At 74.3% G+C, this 26846-nt stretch carries 31 protein-coding genes and 1 pseudogene; 14 read left to right on the top strand and 18 right to left on the bottom strand.

The window, feature by feature from the left end:
- The gene (gene folP / locus E1165_RS03405; RefSeq protein ID WP_132387591.1) at window positions 1–870 is read right to left on the bottom strand and encodes a dihydropteroate synthase; all 870 of its coding nucleotides are present in this window, start codon (window positions 868–870) and stop codon (window positions 1–3) included.
- Between the two features lie 142 nt (window positions 871–1012).
- Here folP and E1165_RS03400 point away from each other — a divergent pair, with 142 nt between their 5' ends.
- From E1165_RS03400 to E1165_RS03385, 4 genes are read left to right on the top strand one after another with little or no spacing between them, the layout of a single operon-like run.
- Window positions 1013–1576 carry a DivIVA domain-containing protein gene (locus E1165_RS03400; RefSeq protein ID WP_132387589.1) on the top strand — a complete coding sequence of 188 codons (564 nt, stop codon included), beginning with the start codon at window positions 1013–1015 and terminating at the stop codon, window positions 1574–1576.
- Complete coding sequence (locus E1165_RS03395) at window positions 1573–2070, top strand: SRPBCC family protein (RefSeq protein ID WP_132387587.1); 498 nt, start codon at window positions 1573–1575, stop codon at window positions 2068–2070. The genes E1165_RS03400 and E1165_RS03395 overlap by 4 nt, the downstream gene beginning before the upstream one ends.
- Window positions 2071–2106: 36 nt before the next feature.
- A complete protein-coding gene (locus E1165_RS03390; RefSeq protein WP_132387585.1) occupies window positions 2107–2706 on the top strand; it encodes a DNA-3-methyladenine glycosylase I in 600 nt (199 codons plus the stop codon).
- Window positions 2703–3290, top strand: coding sequence for a hypothetical protein (locus E1165_RS03385; protein WP_132387583.1), 588 nt, complete (start codon window positions 2703–2705; stop codon window positions 3288–3290). Before E1165_RS03390 ends, E1165_RS03385 begins: the two co-directional genes overlap by 4 nt.
- Window positions 3291–3393: 103 nt before the next feature.
- Here the strand turns inward: E1165_RS03385 and E1165_RS03380 are convergent, their stop codons facing one another.
- Both E1165_RS03380 and E1165_RS03375 read right to left on the bottom strand, forming a co-directional pair.
- On the bottom strand, window positions 3394–4185 hold the full coding sequence (locus E1165_RS03380) for an enoyl-CoA hydratase/isomerase family protein (protein WP_132387581.1): 792 nt from the start codon (window positions 4183–4185) through the stop codon (window positions 3394–3396).
- Between the two features lie 4 nt (window positions 4186–4189).
- Window positions 4190–5008, bottom strand: a complete 819-nt coding sequence (locus tag E1165_RS03375; RefSeq protein WP_132387579.1) for a PaaX family transcriptional regulator C-terminal domain-containing protein — start codon at window positions 5006–5008, stop codon at window positions 4190–4192.
- Between the two features lie 190 nt (window positions 5009–5198).
- On the opposite strand from E1165_RS03375, the gene E1165_RS03370 reads away from it, so the two are divergent.
- Entirely contained in the window at window positions 5199–5366 is a 168-nt protein-coding gene (locus tag E1165_RS03370; protein WP_007455245.1) for a DUF3117 domain-containing protein, read from the top strand.
- A gap of 145 nt (window positions 5367–5511) precedes the next feature.
- Complete coding sequence (locus E1165_RS03365; RefSeq protein ID WP_132387577.1) at window positions 5512–6984, top strand: M17 family metallopeptidase; 1473 nt, start codon at window positions 5512–5514, stop codon at window positions 6982–6984.
- Between the two features lie 43 nt (window positions 6985–7027).
- Here E1165_RS03365 and E1165_RS03360 read toward each other — a convergent pair whose 3' ends face one another.
- Window positions 7028–7636: an O-methyltransferase gene (locus E1165_RS03360; protein ID WP_132387575.1), complete on the bottom strand. Its 609-nt coding sequence runs from the start codon at window positions 7634–7636 to the stop codon at window positions 7028–7030.
- A gap of 318 nt (window positions 7637–7954) precedes the next feature.
- Here E1165_RS03360 and E1165_RS03355 point away from each other — a divergent pair, with 318 nt between their 5' ends.
- Complete coding sequence (locus tag E1165_RS03355; protein WP_371687297.1) at window positions 7955–9223, top strand: S1C family serine protease; 1269 nt, start codon at window positions 7955–7957, stop codon at window positions 9221–9223.
- Between the two features lie 73 nt (window positions 9224–9296).
- On the top strand, window positions 9297–9713 hold the full coding sequence (locus E1165_RS03350; RefSeq protein WP_132387571.1) for a preprotein translocase subunit TatB: 417 nt from the start codon (window positions 9297–9299) through the stop codon (window positions 9711–9713).
- A gap of 46 nt (window positions 9714–9759) precedes the next feature.
- Here E1165_RS03350 and E1165_RS03345 read toward each other — a convergent pair whose 3' ends face one another.
- From E1165_RS03345 to E1165_RS03335, 3 genes are all read right to left on the bottom strand, one after another.
- Window positions 9760–10911 (bottom strand): Mrp/NBP35 family ATP-binding protein, encoded by a 1152-nt coding sequence (locus tag E1165_RS03345; protein ID WP_132387569.1) that lies wholly within the window; start codon window positions 10909–10911, stop codon window positions 9760–9762.
- A 98-nt stretch (window positions 10912–11009) separates the two neighbouring features.
- On the bottom strand, window positions 11010–11615 hold the full coding sequence (locus tag E1165_RS03340; protein ID WP_132387567.1) for a DUF1003 domain-containing protein: 606 nt from the start codon (window positions 11613–11615) through the stop codon (window positions 11010–11012).
- Complete coding sequence (locus tag E1165_RS03335) at window positions 11608–12900, bottom strand: magnesium transporter MgtE N-terminal domain-containing protein (protein WP_132387565.1); 1293 nt, start codon at window positions 12898–12900, stop codon at window positions 11608–11610. Before E1165_RS03335 ends, E1165_RS03340 begins: the two co-directional genes overlap by 8 nt.
- Before the next feature lie 33 nt (window positions 12901–12933).
- Between E1165_RS03335 and E1165_RS03330 the strand changes: the two genes are divergently transcribed.
- A complete protein-coding gene (locus tag E1165_RS03330; RefSeq protein ID WP_132387563.1) occupies window positions 12934–13803 on the top strand; it encodes a PhzF family phenazine biosynthesis protein in 870 nt (289 codons plus the stop codon).
- A gap of 188 nt (window positions 13804–13991) precedes the next feature.
- Complete coding sequence (locus E1165_RS03325) at window positions 13992–14456, top strand: hypothetical protein (RefSeq protein WP_132387660.1); 465 nt, start codon at window positions 13992–13994, stop codon at window positions 14454–14456.
- Between the two features lie 72 nt (window positions 14457–14528).
- Here E1165_RS03325 and E1165_RS03320 read toward each other — a convergent pair whose 3' ends face one another.
- The 3 genes from E1165_RS03320 to E1165_RS03310 form a co-directional block, all read right to left on the bottom strand.
- Window positions 14529–15227, bottom strand: coding sequence for an HAD family hydrolase (locus E1165_RS03320; RefSeq protein WP_132387561.1), 699 nt, complete (start codon window positions 15225–15227; stop codon window positions 14529–14531).
- Between the two features lie 126 nt (window positions 15228–15353).
- Entirely contained in the window at window positions 15354–15647 is a 294-nt protein-coding gene (locus E1165_RS03315; protein WP_132387559.1) for a hypothetical protein, read from the bottom strand.
- Entirely contained in the window at window positions 15644–16468 is an 825-nt protein-coding gene (locus tag E1165_RS03310; protein ID WP_132387557.1) for an SDR family NAD(P)-dependent oxidoreductase, read from the bottom strand. The genes E1165_RS03315 and E1165_RS03310 overlap by 4 nt, the downstream gene beginning before the upstream one ends.
- A 127-nt stretch (window positions 16469–16595) precedes the next feature.
- On the opposite strand from E1165_RS03310, the gene E1165_RS03305 reads away from it, so the two are divergent.
- Entirely contained in the window at window positions 16596–17552 is a 957-nt protein-coding gene (locus tag E1165_RS03305) for a CoA ester lyase (protein WP_132387555.1), read from the top strand.
- A gap of 49 nt (window positions 17553–17601) precedes the next feature.
- Here E1165_RS03305 and E1165_RS03300 read toward each other — a convergent pair whose 3' ends face one another.
- Window positions 17602–18135 (bottom strand): DUF4190 domain-containing protein, encoded by a 534-nt coding sequence (locus E1165_RS03300; RefSeq protein WP_132387553.1) that lies wholly within the window; start codon window positions 18133–18135, stop codon window positions 17602–17604.
- Between the two features lie 113 nt (window positions 18136–18248).
- Here E1165_RS03300 and E1165_RS03295 point away from each other — a divergent pair, with 113 nt between their 5' ends.
- Window positions 18249–19154, top strand: coding sequence for an SDR family NAD(P)-dependent oxidoreductase (locus tag E1165_RS03295; protein WP_132387551.1), 906 nt, complete (start codon window positions 18249–18251; stop codon window positions 19152–19154).
- Between the two features lie 45 nt (window positions 19155–19199).
- Here E1165_RS03295 and E1165_RS03290 read toward each other — a convergent pair whose 3' ends face one another.
- The gene (locus E1165_RS03290; protein ID WP_132387549.1) at window positions 19200–19652 is read right to left on the bottom strand and encodes a DUF4190 domain-containing protein; all 453 of its coding nucleotides are present in this window, start codon (window positions 19650–19652) and stop codon (window positions 19200–19202) included.
- Window positions 19653–19830: 178 nt separating this feature from the next.
- Here E1165_RS03290 and E1165_RS03285 point away from each other — a divergent pair, with 178 nt between their 5' ends.
- On the top strand, window positions 19831–21027 hold the full coding sequence (locus E1165_RS03285; protein WP_132387547.1) for an acyl-CoA dehydrogenase family protein: 1197 nt from the start codon (window positions 19831–19833) through the stop codon (window positions 21025–21027).
- Between the two features lie 36 nt (window positions 21028–21063).
- Here the strand turns inward: E1165_RS03285 and E1165_RS03280 are convergent, their stop codons facing one another.
- From E1165_RS03280 to E1165_RS03270, 3 genes and pseudogenes are all read right to left on the bottom strand, one after another.
- Window positions 21064–21624 (bottom strand): hypothetical protein, encoded by a 561-nt coding sequence (locus tag E1165_RS03280; protein WP_132387545.1) that lies wholly within the window; start codon window positions 21622–21624, stop codon window positions 21064–21066.
- A gap of 56 nt (window positions 21625–21680) precedes the next feature.
- Window positions 21681–22088, bottom strand: a complete 408-nt coding sequence (locus E1165_RS03275; protein WP_132387543.1) for a CoA-binding protein — start codon at window positions 22086–22088, stop codon at window positions 21681–21683.
- 37 nt (window positions 22089–22125) lie between these two features.
- Window positions 22126–22431 (bottom strand): annotated as a pseudogene (locus E1165_RS03270) (radical SAM protein); the annotation flags it as partial.
- A gap of 141 nt (window positions 22432–22572) precedes the next feature.
- Between E1165_RS03270 and E1165_RS03265 the strand changes: the two are divergent.
- A complete protein-coding gene (locus E1165_RS03265; protein ID WP_132387541.1) occupies window positions 22573–22953 on the top strand; it encodes a thiol-disulfide oxidoreductase DCC family protein in 381 nt (126 codons plus the stop codon).
- Between the two features lie 37 nt (window positions 22954–22990).
- On the opposite strand, the gene E1165_RS03260 is transcribed toward E1165_RS03265, so the two are convergent.
- The 3 genes from E1165_RS03260 to E1165_RS03250 are packed head-to-tail and all read right to left on the bottom strand — an operon-like array spanning window position 22991 to window position 26643.
- Complete coding sequence (locus tag E1165_RS03260) at window positions 22991–23746, bottom strand: cellulose binding domain-containing protein (RefSeq protein WP_132387539.1); 756 nt, start codon at window positions 23744–23746, stop codon at window positions 22991–22993.
- A 24-nt stretch (window positions 23747–23770) separates the two neighbouring features.
- On the bottom strand, window positions 23771–24085 hold the full coding sequence (locus tag E1165_RS03255) for a DUF742 domain-containing protein (protein WP_207916529.1): 315 nt from the start codon (window positions 24083–24085) through the stop codon (window positions 23771–23773).
- Window positions 24082–26643, bottom strand: coding sequence for a LuxR family transcriptional regulator (locus E1165_RS03250; protein WP_207916526.1), 2562 nt, complete (start codon window positions 26641–26643; stop codon window positions 24082–24084). The genes E1165_RS03255 and E1165_RS03250 overlap by 4 nt, the downstream gene beginning before the upstream one ends.
- Window positions 26644–26846: the final 203 nt, after the last annotated feature.

Genomic DNA, 26846 nt, shown 5'->3' with positions numbered 1-26846 from the left:
TCAGGCCAGGCCACGGCGGGTGAGCGTCGGCGGGCGGTCGCCCCGGATCGACGCCACCATGTCCAGCACCCGGCGGGTGGGGCGCACCTGGTGGGCGCGGAACACCCGCGCGCCGAGCCAGGCCGACACGGCGGTCGCGGCGAGGGTGCCCTCCAGCCGCTCCGGCACCGGCAGGTCCAGCGTCTCGCCGACGAAGTCCTTGTTCGACAGCGCCACCAGCAGCGGCCAGCCGGTGCCGGCGAGTTCGCCGAGCCGCCGGGTGATCTCCAGCGAGTGCCGGGTGTTCTTGCCGAAGTCGTGCGCCGGGTCGATGAGGACGCCGTCGCGGCGTACCCCCAGGGCCACCGCGCGTTCGGCGAGCCCGGTCACCGTCGTCAGCACGTCGGCGACCACGTCGTCGAAGGCCGCCCGGTGCGGCCGGGTCCGCGGGGCGAGGCCGCCGGCGTGCGAGCAGACCAGCCCGGCGCCGGTCGCCGCGGCGACCCGGGCCAGCGCCGGGTCGGCCCCGGACCAGGTGTCGTTGAGCAGGTCCGCGCCGGCCGCCACCGCCTCCACCGCTACCTCGGCCCGCCAGGTGTCGATCGAGATCACCACCTCGGGGAAGGCGGCCCGGACGGCGGCGATGGTGTCCACCGTCCGCCGGATCTCCTCGGCCACGTCGACCTCGTCGCCCGGCCCGGCCTTCACCCCACCGATGTCGATGATCTCGGCGCCCTCGGTGACCGCGCGCTCCACCGCGCGCAGCGCGCTGTCCTGCGCGAAGGTGGCTCCCCGGTCGAAGAACGAGTCGGGCGTCCGGTTGACGATCGCCATCACCACCAGCTCGCCCGGGGCGAACGTCCGCCCACCCAGCCGCAGCGTCCCGGCCATCCCGCCTCCCGCCCGTACCGGCCGGACCACCCCGACCGTTGACGACGCTATCCGGCCGGTCGCGCGGCACGCCGGCGGGGATCGGCGGCGACGGGCGTGGTTGGGGTCGCTCGGGAGGGGGTCGACGTGTCACGATCTGTGCATGGGTCAGGTTCTGCTCGTACTGGTCATCGCGCTGACCGTGGCGGCGGTGGTGTTCGGGGTGACGGTGCTGGTCTCCGGGCGGGATCCCGGCCTGGTGCCGGCCGAGCCCGACGGTGAGGCCGTGCCGCTGCCGGCAGGCCGTCCGCTGCGGGAGTCCGACGTCGGCGAGGTCCGCTTCGACACCGCGCTGCGCGGCTACCGGATGGCCCAGGTCGACCAGGCGATGCGCCGTGCCGCCTACGACATCGGCTACAAGGCCGAGCTGATCGGGGTGCTGGAGGCCGAGGTCGCCGCCCTGCGCGAGGGGCGCACCGCCGACGCCGACGAGCTGCGCCGGGCCCGTGAGGAGGCCGCCCGGGCCGTGCCGGCCGCCGAGGCGACAACCGGTGCCCCGGGCCAGGAGGCCCCCGGGGCGACACCGGACGCCGACGCCCCGGACCCCGCCGGAGCCGCGCCTGCCCGGCGGGCCGCCGACGCCGACCCTGCCGGCCCGGCCGTCGGTCCCACCGGCACCGACGGCGACCCGTCCGACGCTGTCAAGGTCCGCTCGGAGCCGACGTGAGCGGTGCCGAGGGCGCGGACGGGCTGCGCGAGGCGGCCCGCCGGGGCGCCGGCGAGTTCACCGCGACCGTGATCGTCGACGCTCCCGCCGACCGCGTCTTCGCGGGGCTCACCGACTGGGAGCGGCAGTCCGACTGGATCCCGCTGACCACCGTCCGGGTCGTCGAGGGCGACGGCGGCGAGGGCAGCCTGGTCGAGGCGGTCACCGCGCTCGGCCCGGCCGCGCTCCGCGACGAGATGCGGGTGGTCCGGGTCGACGCGCCGTACGAGGTCGGGGTGGTGCACTGCGGTCCGCTCCTGCGCGGCCCGGGTGTGCTGCGCTGTACCCCGCTGGCCCGTGACCGCACCCAGGTGGTCTGGCACGAGTGGTTCCACCTGCCCGGTGGGGCCGCCGGCCGGCTGGCCTGGCCGCTGCTCTGGCCGGGTTCCAAGGGCAGCCTGACCCTGGCCCTGAAGCGGTTCGCCCGCCTGGTCGAGCAGGGTCGGTTGCCCTGAGGCCCGCCGTCGGGGGCCTGCCCTACCGTGTACGCCGTGACTGACCTGGTAACCGGCCCTGACGGGCTGCCCCGTTGCGCCTGGGGGGCGAGCACCCCGGACTACGCCGTCTACCACGACACCGAGTGGGGCCGGCCGCTGCGCGGCGACGACGCGCTCTACGGGCGGCTGACGCTGGAGGCGTTCCAGTCCGGCCTGTCGTGGTTGACGATCCTGCGCAAGCGGCCGGCGTTCCGGCGCGCCTTCGACGACTTCCGGATCGAGCGGGTCGCCGGCTACGGCGAGGCCGACGTCGCCCGCCTGCTCGCCGACGCGGGCATCGTCCGCAACCGTGCCAAGGTCGAGGCGGCGGTCGCCAACGCCCGCGCCGCCCTGGCGCTGCCGGAGGGGCTCTCCGCGCTGCTCTGGTCGTACGCGCCGCCGGCCCGGGCCACCCGACCGGAGTCGTTCGCGCAGGTGCCGGCGCTGACCGCCGAGTCCACCGCGCTAGCCAAGGAGCTCAAGAGGCGCGGCTTCCGGTTCGTCGGCCCGACCACCGCCTACGCCCTGATGCAGGCCACCGGGATGGTCGACGACCACCTCGCGGCCTGCCACGTCGTCGCCGCCCGGGCGGGGCGTGATGGGATTGGGGCATGACCGCGACCGACCACCGCGCCAGCGGCGCGACCGACGGCGGCGGAGGCACCGGGCGGGGTGAGGGCGCCTGGGCGGTGCTCCTCCCGCCGGGGCGCCTCGACGCCGAGCGCCTCGTCCACCACGACTCCCTGGAGTTGCCCGCCGGCCCGCCGGGGCGCAGCCCGCACCCCGGCGACCCGGTGGCCGTGCTGGCGGACTCGCCGCCCCGGCTGGTGGCCCTGGGCCGGGTCACCCGGTCCGGTGAGGGTCTGCTGGTGGCGTACACCCGGCGGGCCTTCGACGAGCCGGTTCCGGCCGAGCAGGTGGAGATCACCGGCCCGGTCAGCCCGCTCGACCCGGTCGTGTTCGGGCAACTGGCCGACCGGCTCGGCCCACCGACACCCCGCCGTACCTGGCTGGTCAGCCTGGACCTGCCCATCGAGGCGGACACCCAGGCCGAGGCGGTGCGGCTGTTCTGGTCGTACGTGCAGGAGCTGGGGCCGGGCGAGCTGCCCACGTTCGTGTCGCCCTTCGGCGACGAGCTGGCCATGCAGGCGTTCGTGCTGGGCGCCGAGGCCAACCAGGATCCGGAGGAGGACGACTAGCGGGGGCACCGCCCTGGTGACGGTCCGTGATCACCCCGGTGTGCGCGCATGCGTCGCCATGCTGCGGCGAGCACGCGATCCTTCCGGTCAGGCCGCCCCGGGCTCAGTGGCCCCCGAAGGTGGGCTGGCGCTTGTCGACGAACGCCTCGGTGGCGCGACGGTGGTCGGCCGTCGCGCCGCAGATCGCCTGCGCCTGGGCCTCGGCGGCCAGGGCGTCGGCCAGGGTGCCCGCGTCGGCGATGGAGAGTTGCCGCTTGATCGCCCCGTACGCCACGGTCGGGCCGGCGGCCAGCCGGGCCGCGAACTCCTGCGCGGTCGGCAGCACCGCCTCGTCGTCGTCGACCAGCCGGGTGAGCAGGCCCAGCCGAAACGCCTCCTCGGCGCTCACCGGCTCGGCGAGCATCAGCATCTCCACGGCCTTGGCGTGGCCGACCAGCCGGGGCAGCGTCCAGGACGCGCCGGTGTCCGCCGCCAGGCCCACCCCGGCGAACGCCATCAGGAACCTCGTCCTCGGCCCGCCGATCCGGAAGTCGGCCAGGAACGTCAGCGAGGCGCCCGCACCGGCGGCCATCCCGCGGACCGCGGCCACGACCGGCTTGGGCAGGTTGGCCAACCGGGCGGCGATCGGGTTGTAGTGCGCCCGCACCGTGTCCAACGGGTTCGCGCCGGTCGACCGGAGGGCCTGCACGTGCTCGCGGAGATCCTGCCCGGCGCTGAACTGTCCGCCCGCCCCGGCCAGCACCACCGCCCGGCAGGAACGGTCGGCCTCCAGCTCGGCCAGGGTGTCCCGGAGCGCCTCCTTGAGCGCCACGTCCAGCGAGTTCATCGCGGCGGGGCGGTTCAGCGTCAGGGTGACCACGGCATCGGTGCGGTCGACGAGCAGCGGCTCGGTCACGTTCTCAACGACCCTTCTGTCGGGCGGTGCGGTTGCTGGCGTCGAGGCACTGCTCGACGTACCGGTCGGCAGCCGGCCGCAGGCGGGCCGCGTGCCGGTCGAAGAAGCTGGCCGCGGCGATGCCGGGCCAGCGCTCCGGGAGCAGCGCCGGCGGCAGCTGCGGGTCCCGGAACAGGAAGGTACGCCACGCGTGCACGAGCCGGAACCGGGCCGCGTACGCCTCCTCGTCACTGCTGCGCACGGTCACCCCGGCCAGCAGCGGGCGCTGCTCGGCGACGAACCGTTCGTACGCGTGCCCGATCTCGGTGAGGTCCCAGGCCCGCCGGACCACCCCCATCGCCCCCGGCGTGCCGGCGGCGTGCGCCGCGGTGAACCGCTCGTAGCGCACGCCGGCTTCCTCCAGAAGGAGGTCGACGTCGTCGCTGGCCCGGGTGGCCACCCAGGTGTGCTCGTCGAGGGCGCCGTAGCCGAGGAAGCTGAGGTGGGCCGCGAGCCGCTGCCGGTCCCGCCGGGACGGCGGGGTGCGGAGCACCAACAGGTCGAACCGGCCGTCCCAGGTGACCCGTCCGGTGCGGTAGATCCGGGCGGCCGCCTCGTCGAGTCGCCGGGCGGCCTTGGGTGTGATCGAATATCCGGGCCCGGAGGTCAGGCGGAGCGGATCCAGCCACCCCTGGCGGACCATCCGGGAGACCGCCGTGCGCACGGCCGGGGGCGCGATCCCCAGCGGCGCGAGCAACTTGACCAGGGCGGCGACCGGTGCGCGGCCACCTCTCGGCCGGAGGTGGTCGCCGTACAGGTCGAAGAGTGCCGACCGTGCCTGCATGACCGCACATTGTGACAGGCCTACCCAGGATAAGCTAGGTACTGTTACATCAATGCTGCTTCGGTTTGGGTCCGGCGGTGTTCATCAGGGAAAATCGTTGGTCGACACCCCCGTGTGCCTTGCGGGTGGTCATGGCGAAGTGGCTGTGGGGCAACCCACCGACCCTGGTGTAGGTCTGAGGGGAGACAACATGGCGGCGATGAAGCCGCGGACGGGCGACGGTCCGCTGGAAGTCACCAAGGAGGGCCGGGGCATCGTCATGCGGGTCCCGCTGGAGGGTGGTGGCCGGCTCGTCGTCGAGATGACTCCCGACGAGGCCAACGCGCTCGGTGACGCGCTGAAGGCGGCCGCCGGCTGACCGATCGACGATCCGCGCGGCGCCGCGCGGATGGTTCGTCGTGACCCTGAGCCACCGGAGTCTCCGGTGGCTCAGGGTCTTCACATCCCGCACGCGGGGGCGGTCCGGCCCCGCGCCACGATCATCTCCGGAGGTACGGCCCAGCGTGCTCGCCATCCGTCTGACAGCCGGCCCCGACCGGCTGGACACTCTCGTCCTGCCTGTCCGCGCCGGTGCCGCCACCGACGGGGGCAGGGCCCCGGCGACGCTGGTTGCGACCGGAGTTGCCCTGCCCGACGAGGTTCCCGCGGAGGCGACCGCCCTGCTGCCCGCCACCCGGCTCGCCGGCCGGGCCGGCGAGACCTTCGCCCATCTGCGCCCCGCCGGCAACCCGCAACGGCTGCTGCTGCTCGGCGTCGGCGACGGCACCGGCAGGAGTTGGCGGACCGCCGGGGCGGCCCTCGCCCGCGCCGCCAAGGATGAGACGCACGTCACTGTCGCTCTCCCGACCGACATCGACAGCGACGCGGTCCGTGCCCTCGTCGAGGGGCTCCAGCTCGCCGCGTACCGGTTCCGGATGACCGACGCCGCCGAGACGCCCGCACTGGCCGGAGTGGAACTGCTGGTCGCCGACCCACAGGCCCACCGCGAGGCGGTCGCCGTCGCGGAGACCACCGCCCGGATGACCCGATTCGCCCGGGACCTCACCAACGCTCCCTCGTCGGTGAAGAACCCGCAGTGGTTCGTCGCCCAGGTCGAGGCCGCCGCCGACCTTCCCGACCTGCGCCTGCGGGTACGCGGCCCGGAGGAACTGGCCGCCGAGGGCTTCGGCGGCATCCTGGCTGTCGGGGGCGGCTCGGCCAGTGGTCCCCGCCTCCTCGAACTGGACTGGCGACCCGCCGAGGCCCGAACCCACGTGGTGCTCGTCGGCAAGGGGATCACCTTCGACACCGGCGGCATCTCCATCAAGCCCCTGCCGGCGATGAAGCTGATGCGCAAGGACATGGCCGGCGCCGCCGCCGTGGTCGCGGCGACCCTCGGCGCGGCGGCGCTGCGCCTGCCGGTCCGGGTCACCACCCTCACCCCGCTGGCCGAGAACATGGTCAGCGGCTCCGCGTTCCGTCCCGGCGACATCGTCCGCCACTACGGCGGCCTGACCAGCGAGACCACCAACTCCGACGCGGAGGGTCGGCTGGTGCTCGCCGACGCGATGGCGTACGCGGTCCGCGAGCTCGCGCCGGACCTGTTGATCGACCTGGCCACCCTGACCGGTGCCAACGCGGTCGCGCTCGGCAAGCGGCACGGCGCGCTCTACAGCGACAACGACCAACTCGCCGCCGATCTGCTGGCCGCGATCGAGGACGCCGGTGAGGCGGCCTGGCGGATGCCGCTGCCCGCCGACTACGTCGAGCACCTCGGCAGCGACCTGGCCGACCTGCACAGCTCGCCGGACGCCGGCGCGGGCTCGATCACCGCCGCGCTGTTCCTCCGCGAGTTCACCGGCGACCTGCGGAACCGCTGGCTGCACATCGACATGTCCGCGCCCTCCTGGGCCGACAGCGACGACGCCGAGCTGACCCGGGGTGCGACCGGTTGGGGCGTACGCGGGCTGTTGCGCTGGCTGGCGACGCTGCGTTGACCGGCCGCCGCCGCCCGGCCGCCGCAGGCCGGTCGGCGAGCGGTCAGCACTTCACCGCGACCAGCAGACCGTGCCCGACCGGCAGCAACGCCGGCGTCCAGTGCTCGGACTCCCTGATCGCCTTCACCGTCTCCCGGACGGTGACCGTCTCGGCGTCCCGGGCGGCCGGGTCACCGATGCGCCCGTTGGCCAGGGCGCCGTTGAGGGCGAGCACCCCGCCGGGGCGCAGCAGCCGCAGCGCGGCATCCACGTACGCGGCGAAGCCGGTCGCCTCGGTGTCGACGAAGACCAGGTCGTACGCGCCGTCGGCGAGGCGGGGCAGCACGTCCAGCGCCCGGCCGGTGATGATCCGGGTACGCCCCGACGGGAAGCCGGCCTCGACGAAGATGCGTCGGGCGATCCGCTGGTGTTCGACCTCCACGTCGATGGTGGTGAGCACCCCGTCGGCCCGCATCCCGCGCAGCAACCAGACCCCGCTGACCCCGGTGCCGGTGCCGATCTCCACCACCGCCCGGGCGTTGCCGGCGGCGGCGAGCAGACGCAGCGCGGCCCCGGCCCCCGGGGTCACCGCGTCGAGGCCCACCTCACGGGCGAGGGCGCGGGCGGTCCGCAGTACGAGGTCCTCACCGACGTACGACTCGGCGAACTGCAACGTCTGCGCCGTCGGGGTGCCGGAACTGGCGACCGTGGCGATGGGACACCTCCGGGCGGCGGGAGTGGTGCGAGGGGCGGGTTGGCACTGTGAGCCTAGAGGCGAGACCGGCGCGGCGCAGCCGCCCCGTCCGGCGATGACGATCACGACCGCCGGAGCCGGCTCGATCCCGGCCCATCCGTGTAATCCTGGAAGCGGTGTCCCCCGTGGTGTGCCGGCCGTCGCGCCGCCCCGGACGGGGGATCCGGGGACGGAGTGGGAGGCACCGACGTGACCGACGGCTGGGACTGGCGCCAGCCCGGCAGCAAGCCTGCGCCGGTGGGACAGCCGACGGGAACGCCGCCGGCAGGGCCGCCGACGACGCACGGCGCCGGGGGCGGCACGGCGTCACCGTGGTGGTCCGACGCGCTCGCCGATCCGTGGCGCGACCCGTACGCGCCCGCCGCCGTGGTGCTGCCGACCGCGCCGGCGGCCGGTGCGACGCCCGAGCCGGTCAGCGACCCGGACGCGCCGGGCCGACCGGGGCTGCGCCAACTGTTGCTGATCCCGCTGGTCACCGCACTGCTCGCGGGGGCGCTCGGCGGTGCTCTCGGGTACGCCTTCGCGGTGCGCGGCGGGGCCGGTGGGGTGACCCTCGGCGCCCGGCCCGCCGATGCCCCCGGGCTGGCCCAGCGTCGCCCCGAGTCGCTGGCCGGGGTCGCGGAGAAGGTCCTGCCCAGCGTGGTGACCGTCCGGGTGGCGACTCTGGGCGGGGTGAGTGAGGGCTCCGGCTTCATCGTCAGCGCGGACGGGCACGTGATCACCAACGACCACGTGGTCGGGAGCGGCGGCGGCCACGCCAGCGTGATCTTCAACGACGGCAGCACGGCACCGGCCCGCGTGGTCGGCCAGGACCCGGAGTCGGACATCGCCGTGATCAAGGTGAGCCGCACCGGGCTGCGCCCGATCGAGTTCGGCGACTCCGACGCCCTCGCCGTGGGTGACCCGGTGCTCGCCATCGGCTCGCCGCTGTCGCTGGCCAACACGGTCACCGCCGGCATCGTCAGCGCCCTCGACCGCACCATGCAGGCCGGGGAGCCGGGTGGCCCGGTGCGCTACTACGCGGCGATCCAGACCGACGCGGCGGTCAACCACGGCAACTCCGGCGGCCCGCTGGTCGACTCGGCCGGTCGGGTGATCGGGGTGAACTCCACGATCAAGTCACTGGTCGCCGAGGGACAGGAGGCGGGGAACATCGGGCTTGCCTTCGCCATTCCGATCAACCAGGCCAAGCGGATCACCCAGGACATCATCGGCACGGGCAAGGCTCGCCGTACGGTGATCGGGGCCCAGGTCGGCGGCGCGGGGTCGGCCACCGGCGGCGCGGGTGTACGGCTGGCGGCGGTGGAGCCGTCCGGCCCGGCGGCCGGCGCGGGCCTCAGGGCCGGGGACGTGATCCTGCGGTTGAACGGCCGGCCGATGACCGAGCCGACCGACCTGATCGCCCTGGTGCGCAAGTTCGCTCCCGGGTCGGTGGTGACGGTGGAGTACCGGCGGGGCGCGAGCCGACAGAACGCGTCCGTGACGCTCGCCGCAGATGCCAAGTGAGGACGGTCACCCCCTCCCGGGCAGCCGTTCGGCGTGCGTAGTCTTGCCCTGACGCCGACGAGGAGGCCCAGCAGTGCTCGACAACCTGAACTGGTGGGAGATCGGTGCGCTGCTGCTCCTGGCGCTGCTGATCTTCGGTGACCGGCTGCCCAACGTGATCAACGACGGTCTACGGATGGTGCGCAACCTGCGCACCATGGCCCAGAACGCCACCGGCGACCTGAGTCGCGAGCTGGGCACCGACATCCAGCTGGAGGACCTGCACCCGAAGGCGTTCATCCGTAAGCACCTGCTCAGCGAGGAGGACGAGGCGGCGATCCGCAAGCCGTTGCAGGGGGTCTACGACAACCTCCGCGCAGACGTCACCGGCGTGCACGACGAGCTGAAGGACGTCGCGAAGGCCGTCGACGTACGCTCCGACGCCGGCCGTCCGGCCACCGGCAACGCGCCGGCACCGGCCCCCCGCCGCAGCTACGACGACGCCACCTGACCCGGACGGCCGGGTCAGGTGGCCGGCGGGCCTGGAAACGGCCGGGTCAGCGACCGGCGGGCTTGAGGCCGAGTGGCTTGCCCAGCAGCGACTCCCGGCGCACCGCGAGCCGGTCGGCGACCTGGCTCAGCGCCTTCGAGGCGGGGGCGTCCGGCTCGGCCAGCACGATCGGCGTACCGGCGTCGCCGCCCTCCCGGACCCGGGTGTCGAGGGGGATCTGCCCCAGCAGCGGCACCTGCGCGCCGATCGTCCGGCTCAGCGAGTCGGCGACCGTCTGGCCGCCACCGGAGCCGAACACCTCCATCCGTGAGCCGTCGGGCAGCTCCAGCCAGGCCATGTTCTCGATGACGCCGACCACCCGCTGGTGGGTCTGCAGGGCGATCGCGCCGGCCCGCTCGGCCACCTCGGCCGCCGCGGCCTGCGGGGTGGTCACCACCAGGATCTCGGCGTTGGGCAGCAGTTGGGCCACCGAGATGGCGATGTCGCCGGTGCCCGGGGGCAGGTCCAGCAGAAGAACGTCCAGGTCGCCCCAGTAGACGTCGCCGAGGAACTGCTGCAGCGCCCGGTGCAGCATCGGGCCGCGCCACACCACGGCCGCGTTCCCCGGGGTGAACATGCCGATCGAGATGACCTTCACGCCGTGCGACTGCGGCGGCATGATCATGTCCTCGACGCGGGTGGGTTTGCCGTCCGCGCCGAGCATCCGGGGTACCGAGTGGCCGTAGATGTCCGCGTCGACCACGCCGACGGAGAGGCCCCGGGCGGCCAGCGCGGCGGCCAGGTTCACCGTCACGCTGGACTTGCCGACGCCGCCCTTGCCGCTGGCCACCGCGTACACCCGGGTGCGGGAGCCGGGCTGGGCGAACGGGATCACCGGCTCCTGGGCGGCGGCACCGCCGCCGCGCAGCTTCGTCTGGAGTTCCTGGCGCTGCTCGGGGCTCATCACGCCGAACTCGATCTCGACACCCGTCACGCCGGCCACGGCACCCACCGCGGCGGTGATGTCGCTGCGCAGCTTGTCCTTCAGCGGGCAGCCGGCCACGGTGAGCAGCAGCTCGACCCGGACGACGCCGTCGTCGCCGACCACGGCGGAGCGGACCATGCCGAGTTCGGTGATCGGGCGGCGGATCTCCGGGTCGTTGACGGTGGCCAGGGCGGCCTGGATCGCGTCGGAGACGGTGCTGACGGGTGCTGACATGCCGGCAATGTTACGTCGGCGGCGATCCGTCCCCGCCGCCGCCGCGACCGGTGTGAGCGAATCGATCGGCCGCGACCGGCGGGACGGGGGCCGCCCGGTCAGCTCTCCGGGCGGCCGTCGCGGACGTAGTCGCCGTCCAGTTCGTCGCGGGGCTCGTCGAGCGGATCCGACCCACCGGAGCGGTGCGACGCCCGCCCCTGATGCCGGCGCTCCAACCGCTGCCGCCGGTGCGCCGCCTCGTCCAGTTCCTCGGCCAACCGGGCCAGCTCGGAACGGAGGAAGTCCCGGGTGGCCACCTCGCCCATCGCGACACGCAGCGCCGCGATCTCCCGGGCCAGGTACTCGGTGTCCGCTTTCTGCATGGTCGCCCGACGCCGGTCCTCCTCCAGCGCCACCCGGTCGCGGTCGGCCTGCCGGTTCTGCGCGAGCAGGATCAGCGGGGCCGCGTACGACGCCTGGAGCGACAGGATCAGGGTGAGGAAGGTGAAGGTGTACGGGTCGAAGCGCAGGGTCGGTGGGGCCAGGGTGTTCCACAGGAACCAGGCCGCGATCACCACCGTCATGTAGACGATGAAGTTGGCGGTACCCATGCCCCGGGCGATCCCCTCGGACCAGCGGCCGAAGGCTTCCGGGTCGAACCGGGGCAGCTTCACGCGGGACTCGCGCGGCTGGTCCAGCCGTTCGGCCCGCCGGCGCTCAACCATCCGCGCCGTCCAGCGTCTCCTCGCCGCCGCCGCCGCCCGGCACCGGTACCGCGTCCCGGTCCCGCCAGTCACGCGGCAGCGAGTGGTCGAGCACGTCGTCGACGGTGACCGCGCCCACCAGCCGGTTGCTCCGGTCGACCACCGGCATCGCCACCAGGTCGTACGTGGCCATCCGCCGGGTGATCTCCGGCAGCGGGGTGGTCGGCCGCAGCGGGTCGATGTCGTTGACGACCACCCCGCCGAGCAGGTCGGCCGGGGGCTCCCGGAGCAACCGCTGGAAGTGCACCATGCCCAGGTAACGGCCGGTCGGTGTGGTCATCGGGGCGCGGGTCACGAAGACCTGCGCGGCCACGGCGGGGGAGAGTTGCTCCTCCCGGATCCGGGCCAGCGCCTCCGCGACGGTGGCGTCCGGGGGCAGGATCACCGGCTCGGAGGTCATCACGCTGCCGGCGGTGCCCGAGGCGTACCGGAGGAGCTGGCGGACCGGGTCCGCCTCGTCCGGCTCCATCAGGTCGAGCAGCACGTCCTGCTCCGGTGGGGGCAGCTCGTTGAGCAGGTCGGCCGCGTCGTCCGGATCCATCTCCTCCAGCACGTCGGCGGCCCGTTCCCGGTCCAGCGCGGCGAGGATCTCCACCTGGTCGTGCTCGGGCAGCTCGCTGAGCACATCGGCGAGGCGTACGTCGTCCAGCGCGGCGGCGACCTCGTTGCGCCGGGCGTCGGGCAGGTCCTGGAGGGCGTTGGCCAGGTCGGCCGGGCGCATGTCCTCCAGCACGGCCAGCAGGTTGGCGGTGCCCCGGGTGTCGGCGACGCCGCTGAGCCCGCGTACCCGGTCCCACGGGACCTGGTGGAGGTGGCCCCGCCGGGTGAGCCGGCCGGTGTGTTCGCGGACGGCGACCCGGGACAGCGACCACTCGCCGTCCCGGCTGCGTTCCATCGCCACGTCCACCACGGTGCCCGGCTGGCCGCCGGGTTCGAGCTGGACCCGCCGGTCCAGCAGTTCCTGGAGCACGAGCAGCTCGTTCGGGCGTTTCTCGAAACGGCGCAGGTTGAGGGTGCCGGTGCCGAGGACCACCGCGTCGGCGTCGATGGAGGTGATCCGGTTGATGGACAGGAAGATGCGCCGGCGCATCGGCATCTCGGCGACCAGCCCCACCACCTCGGGCGGGCGCTGCGTCGGCCGGAGCCGGGCCACCGCGTCGCGGACCCGTCCCACCAGGTCGCCGTTGGGATCGAAGACGGCAACTCCGGCGAGTCGGGCCAGGTAGACCCGGTTCGGCGTGCTCACGGGCACCAGCCTAAGCGCCTAATGTCTAACAACATGTCGACCCTGGCCTACGAGATCGTGGACGTCTTCACCGACCGCCCGTTCGCCGGCAATCCGCTGGCGGTGGTGTTCGGCGCCGAAGGGCTGGCCACCGAACAGATGCAGGCGCTGGCTCTGGAGTTCAACCTGTCGGAGACGGTGTTCGTGCTGCCGCCGACCCAGGTCGGCGCCACCTACCGGGCCAGGATCTTCACCCCCGCCGACGAGCTTCCGTTCGCCGGGCATCCCAGTGTGGGCGCGGCGGTGACCGCGAGCCGGCGCGGGATGTTCGGTGTGGGGCAGGTCACCCAGGAGTGCGGTGCCGGGGTGCTGCCGATCGAGGTCACCGCGACCGGCGCCACGTTGACCGGCGGCCTCCCCACTCTCAGCCCGGAGCTCGACCCGGAGCCGCTGCTGGAGATGGTCGGCCTCGACGCGGCCGACCACGTCGGCCCGGCCCCCCGGGTGGCCGGCTGTGGTCTGGAGTTCCCCTACCTTCCGGTACGCCCGGACGCGGTCGCCCGCGCCCGGTGGAACGCGGCGGCGGCGGAGCGGTACGGGTTGGACCATGTCAGCGTCTTCTCCTGGGACGGGGGTACGCAAACCGCGCACGCCCGCGTCTTCGTGGCCGGGCTGGGGTTCCCGGAGGACCCGGCGACCGGATCGGCCGCCCTCGGGCTCGGTGTCTGGTTGGTGGCCAGCGGGCTGCTGCCCGGCGAGGGCCGCTCCGAGTACGCGGTCCGGCAGGGCGTGGAGATCCGCCGGCCCTCGGCCCTGGCCTGCACGGTGACCGCAGCAGGCGGGGCAACGGTCGGTGCCACCGTCTCGGGCCAGGTGATGCCGGTGGCGCGCGGCGAGATCGCCGTGCCGCCCTTCGTCGGCTAGGGGTCCCGCCCGGACGCCGCGCCCCGGTTTGCGGCATGCTGGGGTATCCGGGTGGCGAGACTTGGCGATCTGGCGCAAGCAGAGTCGATCCTGTGATCGGGCCGTCCGGTCCGGGCGACGTACGGGAGGATGGCCGGGTGACGGACGAGGTGGACGCTCCCGGGTCGACGCCGCTGGTCGACGAGGCGATGAAGAAGGCGGCCGTCTGCTGGGTGGCCGTCGGCGACGGCACCGCGCTGGCCCTGTGGTGCGTGCCGCTGGAGGGGTCGCTCTTCGTGGTCAGCGGGCCGGGCGAGCAGTCCGCGCCGGGCCTGGCCGACGCCTCCGCGGCCCGGGTGACCCTGCGGGGCGACCACGGCGGGCGGATCGTGACCTGGCCGGCCCGGGTGACCCGGCTGGCGCCGGGCACCGAGGAGTGGGCGGCCACGGCCCCGTTGGTGGCCGCGAAACGCCTGAACGCACCCGGGCCCACCGCCGAGCTGGTCGCCCGTTGGGCGGCCGACGGCGTTGCCCTGAACCGCCTCCTGCCGGCCGGCGCGCCGGACGCCGCCGACGCGCTGCCGGCCACCTCCCTCGCCGAGGAGCCGCGCGGGGCCACCGTCGTCCGGGCCACCCGCAAGCCGTTCCGCCTGCACAAGGTCCGCCGCCGCTGACCCGCGCCGGACCGGCCGGTCGCACCGGGCCGCCGGCCCTGCCGCGCCGCGTCCGGCCGCAGCATCCGCCGCTCAGCGGGCCGCCGGCACCGCGTCGACCAGGTCGACGAGCTCGCTGAGCGACCCGATCACCGGCCCGTCCCAGCCCTGCTCGGCGTCGAAGACCAGGTGCCCGGCCAGGTCCGGGGCGGCGAGGCGAACAGCGGTCATCCCGGCCCGCCGCGCGCCGGTCAGCTCCTGGCTGCCGCCGTCGCCGACGTAGAGGCAGTCCTGCGGGCGCACGTCGAGCCGGCAGCACGCCGCCAGGTAGAGCGCCGGGTCGGGCTTGCAGCGACCGAACTGGACGGAGAAGATCCGCACGTCGAGCAGCGGCGCGACCGCCAGTTGCGGCAGGAACGCCGGTAGCTCGTGGGTGCAGTCGCTGATCACTCCGGTGCGGACGCCCCGGTGGCGCAACCCGGCGAGGGCGGGGACCGCCTCGTCGCGTAGCCGGGTGTCGGCGCGTATCGCGCGGTGCCGGGAGGCCACCGCCGCGCGTACCGCGTCGTCGGAGGGCTGCACCCCGGCCTGGGCGCACACCCAGCGCAGGGTCGCCTCGGCCGTGCCGTGCCGGCCGCTGGCCCGCTGGTAGAAGGTTCGGTCGAGCACCGCGGTGAGCGTGTCCACCGGGCAGCCGAGCAACTCGGCGGTGACGTGGTGGGCCGCGCCGCGCTGCACGCGGCGGGTCAGTGTGCCGAAGAAGTCGAACAGCACCGCCTGGTACCTGGGCATGGCAGAGCGCCTCCGGAGGTGAGGAGTCGGCGGCGAGGTGGCCATGATGGTAACGAAGCGCTGACGGTACGTGTCGGCGGGTGTCGTCGAGAAACGGCTCCGGACGGTCGGGACGGCCGTCGCCGCTCAGAGATCGCGGACCTCGATCACCCGGCCGACCGGCGCCGCGTCGCCAAGTGCCGCCCGCAGGGCCCGCCGCTGCGGGTCGGCCCGGAACGCCTCCCAGCCGGCCCGCGAGGCGAACCGGATCAGATGCACCTCGGTCCACCCGTCGGTGCTGCGCAACCGGCGTTCCAGGTGACCACCGTGCTGTTCCAGCAGGTCGAGCACGTCGTCCTCGTACTGCCGGGCCGCCTCGGGCTGGTCGAGCGGGTACTCGACGAGGGCCACCAGGAGCACCGCGGTGTCGGGCCGGCTCATCCGTCGATCCCGACGGCCTTGGCGCTGGCCGCCCAGAGCCGGGCGGCGAGCTGCGGATCGGCTGCCTTCGACCAGGGCCGGCGCAGCCGGCGGTCGGTGTAGTATGCGCCGTTCACCAACCGGGACGGATCCTGCTGGGCCAGCCAGACCAGGGTCTCGGCGCCCTTCTCCGGGCTGCGGAACGGCATGATCCGCATGCCGAGGGCGACCAGCCGGCTGTCCGCGCCGAACCGGGTCCGCACCACGCCCGGGTGGAAGCAGTACGCCGGGACGTCCGGCCAGCGTCGGGCCGCCTCCGCGGTGAACAGGATGTTGGCCTGTTTGCTGGTGCCGTACGCCTGGATCGGCCGGTAGCGGCGCAGCGCCGCGTTCAGGTCGTCGGGGTCGAGCGCGCCGTTGCGGTGCGCCCCGGAGGCGGTCGTCACCATCCGGCCGATCCGGTCGCGCAGCAGGTTGCTGAGCAGGAACGGGGCCAGGTGGTTGGCCTGTATCGACAGCTCGAACCCGTCGACGGTGGTGAGCGGCGCCAGCGCGATCGCCCCGGCGTTGTTGGCGAGCACGTCGATCCGGTCGTACGCCGCGCGTAGCCGTTCGGCGAGGCCGCGTACGTCGTCCAGGACGGCGAAGTCGGCGCGGAACAGCTCGGGACGCTCGCCGCTGGCCTCGCGGACCCGGTCCCCGGCGGCCTGGAGCCGGGCCGGGTCCCGCCCGACCAGCACCACCTGGTCGCCCCGGCACGCCAGGGCCTCGGCGGCGGCGAGCCCGATGCCGGAGCTGCCTCCGGTCACCACCACGATCCGACGGCCAGTGAGATCTTCCACAGGTCCATTCACCCCGGTCACGGCACGAGGTTACCGTGGCGTCACAACGCCTTTGGGATCGTTAAGTTCTCGTCTGTCATCTCTGCTGGCGTCGGCGTGCCCGCCGGACGCTGGAAGGAGCGTATCCATGGCCGCTGTCGGTCGCCCCCGCCGGTCCTGTCTCGCCGTGCCCGGTTCCAGCGTCAAGATGCTCGGCAAGGCCCAGGGCCTCCCGGCCGACCAGGTCTTCCTCGACCTGGAGGACGCGGTCGCGCCGCTGGCGAAGCCGGATGCCCGGAAGAACATCGTGGCCGCGCTGAACGAGGGCGACTGGGCCGGCAAGACCCGGGTGGTCCGGGTCAACGACCTGACCACCCCGTGGACCTACCGGGACGTCATCGAGGTGGTCGAGGGCGCCGGCGCGAACCTCGACTGCGTCATGTTGCCGAAGGTGCAGAACGCCGCCCAGGTGCACTGGCTGGACATGACGCTGACCCAGATCGAGAAGACCCTCGGCCTGGAGGTCGGCCGGATCGGCATCGAGGCGCAGATCGAGAACGCCGCCGGGTTGGTCAACGTCGACGCCATCGCCGCCGCCTCGCCGCGGGTGGAGACCATCATCTTCGGCCCGGCCGACTTCATGGCCTCGATCAACATGAGGTCGCTGGTCGTCGGCGCGCTGATCCCGGACTATCCGGGTGACCCGTACCACCACATCCTGATGCGCATCCTGATGGCCGCCCGGATGCACGACAAGCAGGCCATCGACGGCCCGTTCCTGCAGATCCGCGACGTGGACGCGTTCCGCGAGGTGGCCAGGCGCTCCGCGGCCCTGGGTTTCGACGGCAAGTGGGTGCTGCACCCGGGTCAGATCGACGCCGCCAACGAGGTCTACTCGCCGGCCCAGGCCGACTACGACCACGCCGAGTTGATCCTCGACGCCTACGACTACTACACGTCCGAGGCGGGCGGGAAGCTCGGCGCGGTGATGCTCGGCGACGAGATGATCGACGAGGCGTCCCGGAAGATGGCGCTGGTGATCGCCGCCAAGGGGCGCGCCGCCGGGATGACCCGCACCTCCCGGTTCACCCCGCCCGCGGAGTGACCCGGGCGTGCCGCCCCGGGCCTGCCCCGGGACGGCACGCGGCCGGTCATCAGTTGGTCGAGTCGAAGCTCGACGAGTCCTGGTTGGCCGCCCAGACGATGAACACCACGATGGCGATCGTCGCCAGCAGCGCGATCACGGTGGCGATCCAGCCGACGATGACGCCAGCGAGGGCGAACCCCTCGCCGGCCTCGCCCCGCTCCTTGATCTGGCGCTTGGCGACGTGCCCGAGGATCGCGCCGACCAGGCCGATCCAGCCGCCGAGGCCGTAGCCGCAGAGGCCCAGCGCACCGATGATCGACACCACCATCGCGGCGATGGCCAGGCCGTTGTTCTGCGGCGCGGGCGGGTACGCGTACCCCGGATAGCCGGCGGCCGGCGGGTAGCCGGCGGCCGGCGGGTAGCCCTGCGGCGCGTACGGATCGACCGGCGCGGCCGGCGGCGGCAGCGCGCCCGGGTACGCGGCGGCCGGGGCGTACGGGTCCTGGGCGACTGGCTGCGCCGGGATCGGCTGGCCGCTGACCGGCTGGGTCGGGTCGCCGGTCGGGTTGCTCCAGCCGTCGGCTGGTGGGGGATACGTCATCAGGTCTTCTCCGTCGCGTGTGGGGTGCGCCGTCAGGGTAGTCAGCATGAGGTAATCCCCTCAGCCCGTGGTGCCGCGTTGCCCGGATCGCCCGGAGCGGGCAGGATCGCGTCATGGTCATCGACGCGCGTGGCAGCGACCGTTCCGGCAGCCGACCGAGGCGGGACGTGAGCCGTCCCGGGTTGGCGCGACGGGCCCGTGCGCTCAGCGCCACCGCCGTCCCCGGCCAGGACGAGCCGGCGCCACTGCCCGAGCCGGTGACGATGCGGCTCGACGGGCGGGTCGCCCTGGTCACCGGGGCGGGCAGCGCCGACGGGATCGGGTACGCGACGGCCCGCCGGCTGGCCGACCTGGGCGCCCGGGTGGCGATCGTCTCCACCACCCGCCGGATCCACGAGCGGGCCGGCGAACTGGGGGTGACCGGTTTCGTCGCCGACCTCACCGACGAGTCGGAGGTGGGCGCGCTGGCCGACGCGGTGACCGAGCAGCTCGGCGACGTGGAGGTGCTGGTCAACAACGCCGGCCTGGCCAGTCGGGCCAGCCCGGAGGTGCTGCGCCCGGTGGCGCAGCTCAGCTACGACGAGTGGCGGGGGGAGATCGACCGGAACCTGAACACCGCGTTCCTGTGCAGCCGGGCCTTCATCGGCGGCATGGCCGAGCGGGGGTGGGGGCGGATCGTCAACCTGGCGGCGACCGCCGGGCCGGTGAACGCCCTGCCCACCGAGGCGGCGTACGCGGCGGCGAAGGCGGGTGTGGTCGGGCTGACCCGGGCGCTTGCCATGGAGATGATCGCCGACGGGGTGACCGTGAACGCGGTGGCCCCCGGCACGATCCACACCGCGGCGTCCACCGTCGCCGAGCTCAAGCAGGGAATGGGCACCCCGGTGGGCCGGCCCGGCACGCCGGACGAGGTCGCCGCGGCGATCGCGTTTCTCTGCTCGCCGGCGGCCTCGTACATCACCGGTCAGATGCTGGTGGTGGACGGCGGCAACAGCGTCCGGGAGGCCCAGTTCCGCTGACCGTCGGGTCTGCGCCGGCAGCCCCTTGCCGCGCTTGCGGTCCGGTCAGTAGGTGGTGCCGTCGTGCGAGCCGGCCCAGACCGCGAAGGCCAGCCAGCCGCAGCAGGCCAGCAGGCCGAGCACGGTGAAGGCGTAGCTGAGCACCAGCCCCCAGGTGGCGAGCTGGTCGCCCTCGTCGCCGGTCTGTCTGATCTGCCGCTTCGCCAGGTGGCCGAGGACGATCCCGGCGGGGGCGAACACGAACGCGAAGACCAGCGACAGGATCGCCATGACGTTCGGTCCGCCGCCACCGGTGGGCGGACCGTACTGCCCGTACGGGCCCTGCGGCGGGTACGGCGGCTGTTGGCCCCACTGCTGGTGCTGGCGTAACCGCTGCTCCTCGGAGGGCTGCCCCCACTGCGAGGGCTGCTCGCCGGGCCGCTGGTACGGCGACGGCGGCGGCTCCGGCTGCTGCCCCCACTGCGGCTGCCCCGACTCGTCCGACGGCGGATGACTCACGCCCGCTCACCCCTTCCGCCGCAGCCCGGTGCCCTTCTCTCTTGCGGACGGTACCCGCAGCGGTGAACCTTTTCACAGCGGTTGTGTGGACTGGTCACCTTGGCGCGCCCGGCCCGGAGGCTGATACTGACCGAGCGTTCAGTTACCCACGAGTAATGCGCCGACCCCGGAGGCTGAGATGGCCCGACTCGCCCAGACGCCCGGCCTGACCGACGTACAGCGGTCGATCCTGGAAACCGTCCGGGAGTTCGCCGACAAGGAGATCATTCCGCACGCGCAGCGGCTGGAGCACGCCGACGAGTACCCTGCCGACATCCTCGACGGGATGCGCGAGATGGGGCTGTTCGGCCTCACCATCGACGAGGAGTACGGCGGCCTCGGCGAGTCCCTGCTGACCTACGCCCTGGTCGTCGAGGAGCTGTCGCGCGGCTGGATGTCGATCTCCGGAATCGTCAACACCCACTTCATCGTGGCGTACCTGGTCTCCCAGCACGGCTCCACCGAGCAGAAGGCCCGGCTGCTGCCGAGGATGGCCACCGGCGAGGTGCGCGGCGCGTTCTCGATGTCCGAGCCGGAGTGCGGCTCCGACGTCTCGGCGATCAGGTCGAAGGCGGTCCGTGACGGCGACTACTACGTCCTCAACGGCCAGAAGATGTGGCTGACCAACGGGGCGTACTCGTCGGTGGTGGCCACCCTGGTCAAGACCGACACCGGAGCCGACTCCGTCTACGGCAACATGAGCACCTTCCTGCTGGAGAAGGAGCCGGGCTTCGGCGAGACCGCCCCCGGCCTGACGATTCCCGGCAAGATCGACAAGATGGGCTACAAGGGCGTCGAGACCACCGAGATGGTCCTCGACGGCGTGACCGTGCCCGCATCGGCCGTGCTCGGCGGGGAGGAGAAGGTCGGCCGCGGCTTCTACCAGATGATGGACGGCATCGAGGTCGGCCGGGTCAACGTGGCCGCCCGCGCCTGCGGCATCTCCATCCGGGCCTTCGAGTTGGCCGTCGCGTACGCCCAGCAGCGCCGCACCTTCGGCCAGCCGCTCGCCAAGCACCAGGCTGTCGCCTTCAAGCTCGCCGAGATGGGCACCAAGATCGAGGCGGCGCACGCCCTGATGGTCAACGCCGCCCGACTCAAGGACGCTGGCCAGCGCAACGACGTCGAGGCCGGCATGGCCAAGCTGCTCGCCTCCGAGTACTGCGCCGAGGTCGTCCAGGAGGCGTTCCGCATCCACGGCGGCTACGGCTACTCCAAGGAGTACGAGATCGAGCGGCTGATGCGGGAAGCTCCGTTCCTGCTGATCGGCGAGGGCACCTCGGAGATCCAGAAGACGATCATCTCCCGGGGCCTGCTCAAGGAGTACAAGCTCTGACCGCTACGCGTCACCCGCCGGTCGGCTCCGGCGCGCTCACCGGCAGCCCACGCCGACCGCCGCCGGCTGGGAGCGGAAGTGCTCGATCGCGGCGATGAGCCGCTCCTCGGACACCGCCGCGTCCCCGCCTCCCACCACCGGATCCGGTTCCCTCGGCGGCCAGTCCGTGGGCCGCGGCCACACCCCCTCGACCCGACCGTCCCGCCGGTGTGGCCCCCCGACCAGGAGCACCGGCCGGACGAACCGGGTCGAGGGCGGTCCCCCGGACAGCGCGTTGAGCCCCCCGGCCGCGAACACGCCGACCACCACGACGTTGCCCACCACCTCGACCCAACCGGCGACGGAGCGCCGTGCCACCAGCCCGGGCTCCACCGCGTCCCGACCCGCCACCCCAGGCGACCGTCGCGGTGCGGCCACCACCGCCGCGCCAGCACGCGCGGCGCCGAGCAGGAGCCAGACAGGAATGTGGAGGTTCAGTTCGTCGGCGGACGGCAGCCGGGACAGGCCCAGCACCACCGGCCCCGCCACCGCCACGGCGACCAGCAGCGCGAGCACGCGCCGCCCCCACAGCCCGTCCCGCGTCGCCGGCATCCGCACGCCCGCAGCGTGGGCCCCACCCACCAGCGCGACCTGGAGGGGTGCGGGCGGTCGGGTCAGGGAAGGCGGGTGAGCCCGGCGGCGGCGCGCTCCACGATCAGGCAGCGGTCCTCGACGTAGTCCATGCCGGCCGCCTCCGCGATTCGTCGCGCCTCGGCCGAGACGATGCCCAGCTGCAACCAGACCGCCGGTGCGCCGATCGCCGCCGCCTCACGGACCACCTGCACCGCGTCGCGCGCCGGCCGGAACACGTCCACCAGGTCGACCGGGTGCGGGATGTCAGCCAGGGACGGGTACGCCCGCTCGCCGAAGAGTTCGTCCACCGTCGGGTTGACCGGGATGATGCGCCAGCCGTACCGCTGCATCTGTGCCGGCACGCGGTGCGCGGCCTTGCCCGGGTCGCGGGACGCGCCCACGACGGCGATCACGGCCGAGTCGGCGAGGATCTGCTGAGCGCTGCGCATCCGCCGACTCTAACCCCACCGTCCACCGGAGTGCTCGCTACAACAGGGACAGCTGTTCGGCGGCGGCCGGTGGGGCCGGCGTACGCGACGGCCCGGCCGGCCGCGGCGGCCGGCGGTCGTCGCCGCGCTCGGCCCGGTGCAGCCCGTGCCGGCGGGCCGCCATCCGCACCCGAGCGGTCAGTTCCCGCTGGTACGCCTGCGGCGCGTACGCGCCCGCCCGATAGAGCTCGCGGTAACGGGGGACCAGCCGGGGGTGCGCCCGGGCCAGCCAGCGCGCGTACCACTCGCGGGCGCCGGGGCGCAGGTGCAGCGCCAGCGGCAGGGGTGGAGTCGCCGGCGCTGCCCCTTCGGGATGCCCCTCGTCCGGGGGAGCGGAGAGGTTTCCCAGCGCATGGCCCTCATTCGAACACGCGTACGAGAGAAGTGCAAGTGACCCGTCGGACACCGGTACCCGCGCCCGCCGTGCCGGGTGGAGGATGGGGGCATGGAGAGGTCGACCTTCGTCTACGACGGGGACTGCGCGTTCTGCACCCGGTGCGCCGAGTTCGTCGCGCGCCGTGTCCCCACCGACGCCCGGGTGGTGCCCTGGCAGTTCGCCGACCTCGACGCCCTGGGCCTGACCGAGGCCGAGTGCGAGGCGGCGGTGCAGTGGGTCGGCGCGGACGGCTCCCGGGCGGCCGGCCCGGACGCGATCGCCAGGCTGCTCGGCGACAGCGGTCCGTTGTGGCGGCTTGCCGGCGCCGGTCTGCGCCTCCCCCCGGTCCGCGCCGCCGCCTGGCCCGCGTACCGCTGGGTGGCCCGCAACCGGCACCGGATGCCCGGCGGCACCGCCGCCTGCGCGGTGCCGTCCGCCCGTCGGGACTGACGGCACCGCCCCGCGCGGCCGACGGGTGACCTCGGCGTCAGTCGGCGAGGCCGGCGCAGGCGGTTCCGTCGACGGCGCAGCCGGTCGGCGGCGCGTTGGTCACCGAACCGCTGACCCGGAAGGTCACCTGGACGCTGCCCGCCCCGACCACCCGCTCGGTGGTCTCGTCCGGGACGAACGTCCAGGACGCGCCGCTGCGGGTGACCCGTGCCCCGGTCACCGCGCTGACCTCCGACGACTCCCGGGGCAGCGTCACGACCAACGTCCAGCCGACCGTCGGGTTCGACCCGGGATTGCTGATCGTCACGGCGGCCCGGTACCCGAACAGCGTCCTGCTCTCGATCGTGAACTCGGCACGCAGCGGCGTCGCCGTCGCCGTCGCCGACGGCGGCCCGGCGACCGGCGGCCCGGACGGCGACGCCGGGTCCGGTTCCGGGGCGGCCGGTGGCCCGTCCGGCGCGGCGGGCGGCTGGAGGACGTCGGCCGGTGCGGGAGCCGGCGGTGAGGCCGAGCCAACCCGCGGCTCGCCCCGGTCCGGTACGCCCACCACCCCCGGCGGTGGTGCCGGCAGCCGGACCAGCGGCGTCAGCCGGTCGGGGGCCCGGAGCACCACGGACGCCACCAGCGCTGTCGCGAGCACCATGCCGACGACGGCGAGGACGCTCCAGCCGAGCACCCGTGAACCCCCACCACGGCCGGTGAGGGCCCGCCGGAGCCCTGCGGGCACCCCGCCGGCCGCGTCGAGCAGGACGACAGCCATGGTGCGCCGGGGTCGGGACACCGCTGCCTGCACATCCTCTCCCTCGATCGGGTCCGTTCACAGCGCGTGGAGCGCGGCGAGCAGCTTCTGGAGCAGTTCACGCGACGGCCGTCCCACCTGCGACGGCAGCTCCAACACGTCGATCAGACCGGCCTGCGACAGTATGCCGAGCAGGGCGCGGACGGTGTCCAGCGGTAGGCGCAGCTCGGTGGTGATCTCCGCCACCGACAGCGGCCGCCGGCACCGCAGGAGGATCCGGGCCTGCTCCGGCGGGAGCCGCAGGGACGGGCACGCCCCGGCCCGGGTGACCACCAGCGAGGCCAGGTCGAGGTGCCCACGCCACGGATCCCGCGCGCCGGCCACGCGGATCACGGCGTAATCCGTTCCGGCCAGGCCGGCACGGTCGACGCGCCCACCCGTTCGGTCACCACGGTCCGCAGCAGGGCCAGCAGCTCCGCCCGGTTGGCGCAGTGCAGCCGGGAACGCATCCGGGCGACGTGGTGCTCCACGGTCTTCGCCGAGATGAACAGCCGGTCGCCGATCTCACGGTAGGTCAACCCGGCCAGCACCAGCTCTGCCACCTCCTGCTCCCGCTCACTGAGCCGGTGGCGGGGCGCGGCGTCGACCGGCGTACCGGCGGTCGACGCGGGCTCGTCCACCGGGGAGCGTTGCCCGCCCCTGGCCCCGCTGGGTCGACCCTGGAACATTCGGGCGCAGTCCAGCAGGGCGCTCATCGCCCGCCGGTCGGCGGTACGGATGGCGGCCTGCCCGGCGAGGCGGGCCGCGTCCCAGCGCAGTCCGGCGTCGTACAGGCCGCGGGCGGCGGCCTCCACCCGGACCGGGTCGACCGTACCCCGCAGCACCTCCACCCAGCTCACGGCCGCGGTGGAGACGACCGCCGCGTACCGGCTGTGGTCGGCGGCGGTGACCAGGGCGGCGACGTGTTCGTCCGCCGTGGCGGGCCGGTCGGCGAGGATCGCCGCGTGCAGCCCGCACCAGTGCAGCGGGGCGCTCCACAGCGCCGGGCCGCCGAGGTCGTCCAGCAGCCGCCGGGCCTGGCGCAGGTGTGGTTCCAGCCGGTCGAGTTCGCCCAGCCGGGCCGCGGCGATGGCCAGTTCCCCGAGCGGCAGCAGCGTGAACAGGTCGACCGGGTGCCGGAGCACGGCCTCCAGCGCGTGACCCCAACCGCGCTGGAGAGCCGCGAGATCACTGTTGCGTCGGGCGACGCCCATCTCCAACCCGGTCACGAAGAGCAGGTCGCGGGACTCCAGCGGGCCGCCCTCGGCGGTCGCCGCCGTCACCGCCTGCGCGGCGGCGGCCGTGCTGCCCCGCAGCATCAGGATCCAGGCCCGCAGCAGCCGGTGCCGGCGGGCCAGCAGAGGACCCCCGGTCCCGCTGGCGGTGGCCCGGTCGAGCACCCGCTCGGCGATGTCCAGCTCGGCGCAGTGCACCGCCGTCAGCGCGGCGAGCGCGGCGGGACTGTCCGGCAGCAGCACCGTACGCCCGTCCGGCTCCAGCAGGGCCGCGGCCTGGAGCAGCGCGGAGAGCGCGGCGGTGGGGCTGCCGTCGACGCTCTCCCGGACCCCCTCGGCCATCAGCCGGGCCGCGCCGGCCAGCAACGTGGGGGGCGCGCCAGCCGTGGCCCCGTCTCCGCCCGGCGGGTCGCCGCGCTGGCCGGTGGCGAACGCGCCGATCGTGGCGAACGCCGAGGCCGGGGAGGTGCCGGACCAGCGGTACAGCTCGACGCTGCGGGCGACCTGGCCACGGTGCGCGAGCGCCGTCGCGACGACCGTGGCGGCCTCGGCGCGGCCGGTCGGTGCGGCGGTGGCGAGCAGCCGGTCCGCCAGCCGCAGGGCGGTGTCCAGGTCGCCGGCGAGCGCCGCGGCGGCGGCCTGCCGCGCGTCGGCGGCACCCCCGGCGGCGGTGGCGGTGGCGAACAGTTCGGCGGCCAGGGCCGGCTCCTCCGCCAGGGCTTCCTCGGCCGCCGCCCGCAGCGCCGGCGCGGTGCAGTCACCGAGGGTTCCGGTGGCGTGGGAGGAACGGACCAGCGGCAGCACCGCCCCGCCTCGGGCCAGTCGCAGGTCGATCAGCCGGCGCCAGACCGAGGTCCGGTCGGCAGGCGGGCTGAGCGTGATCACCGCGTGCCGGACCAGGGGGGTGATCCGGTGCTCGGCGGTGAGCAGGCCGGCTGCCCGGGTCACGCCGACCAGGTCGGCCACCGCCTCCGGAGTCTGCTCGAGCAGCGCCGCGAGCAGGTCCACCGGCAGGGGTACGCCGCCGGCGAGAGCCAGCAGCAGCCGGCGTGCGGCGTGTGGCAGCCGGTCGAGGTCCGGCCCGAACTCGAGCACGGCCGGCTGCGGTGGCTCGGCCGGCGGCGTTCGTGTCCCGCGTAGGGCCCGGGCCAGCCGGTCCACGTCCCGGGGCACGCCGCCGGTCTGCCCGTGCACGAAGTCGACGAGCTCGGACCGGAGTCCCGGTTCCGTTCCCGGGCCGAGACGGGCGGCGGTCTGGTCGGCGGTGAGCGGGGTGAGCAGCACCGGCTCCGCGTGCCGGCGCAGCGTGTCGGCCAGTTCGGTCAGGGCGGCCCGCCGGGGCCAGGGCCGGTACGCCACGACGAGCCGGTGCCGGCCGCCGTCCGCCAGCCGGTGCAGCGTGGCGAGCCGGGCGTCGTCGAGCAGGTGGGCGTCGTCGACGAGCAGCACCGTGTCGGGGCGCGGTGGCGCGTCGTCGTCGACCGTGGTCGTGACGGCCTGTCGGGCCTGTCGGTACAGCCGGGCCACCTCGGCCAGCAGGGCGGTCTTGCCGTGCCCGCCGACGCCGGTCACGCCGAGGGTGAGCGGTCCGGACGGGTCGGCGGTGATCCGGTCGAGCACGGACCGTTGCTCGCGGCGGAGCAGGAGGGGCTGCCCGGTTCCGGCAGTCATGATCATCGAGTGCTTCCTTCGCGTCCCCGGCGGCGGCTGAGCGTCCGGCGGGACGGTTGCGGTAGTTCCAGCGGAGTGATCCGGACCGGCGGCCGTGGGGGTGGTCCCTCACCGAGGTCGATCCCGTGCTCCGGAGGAGGGGCGACGGGCACGGCGGCAGGCGGGGGCGCGGCGACCGGGGCGGCGCCGGTCGGTCCGCGTCCGGTTTC

The organism is Micromonospora sp. KC723, from assembly GCF_004348595.1.
In the GTDB taxonomy this organism is placed as follows: domain Bacteria; phylum Actinomycetota; class Actinomycetes; order Mycobacteriales; family Micromonosporaceae; genus Micromonospora.
This window is presented reverse-complemented; position numbering and strand designations above follow the sequence as displayed.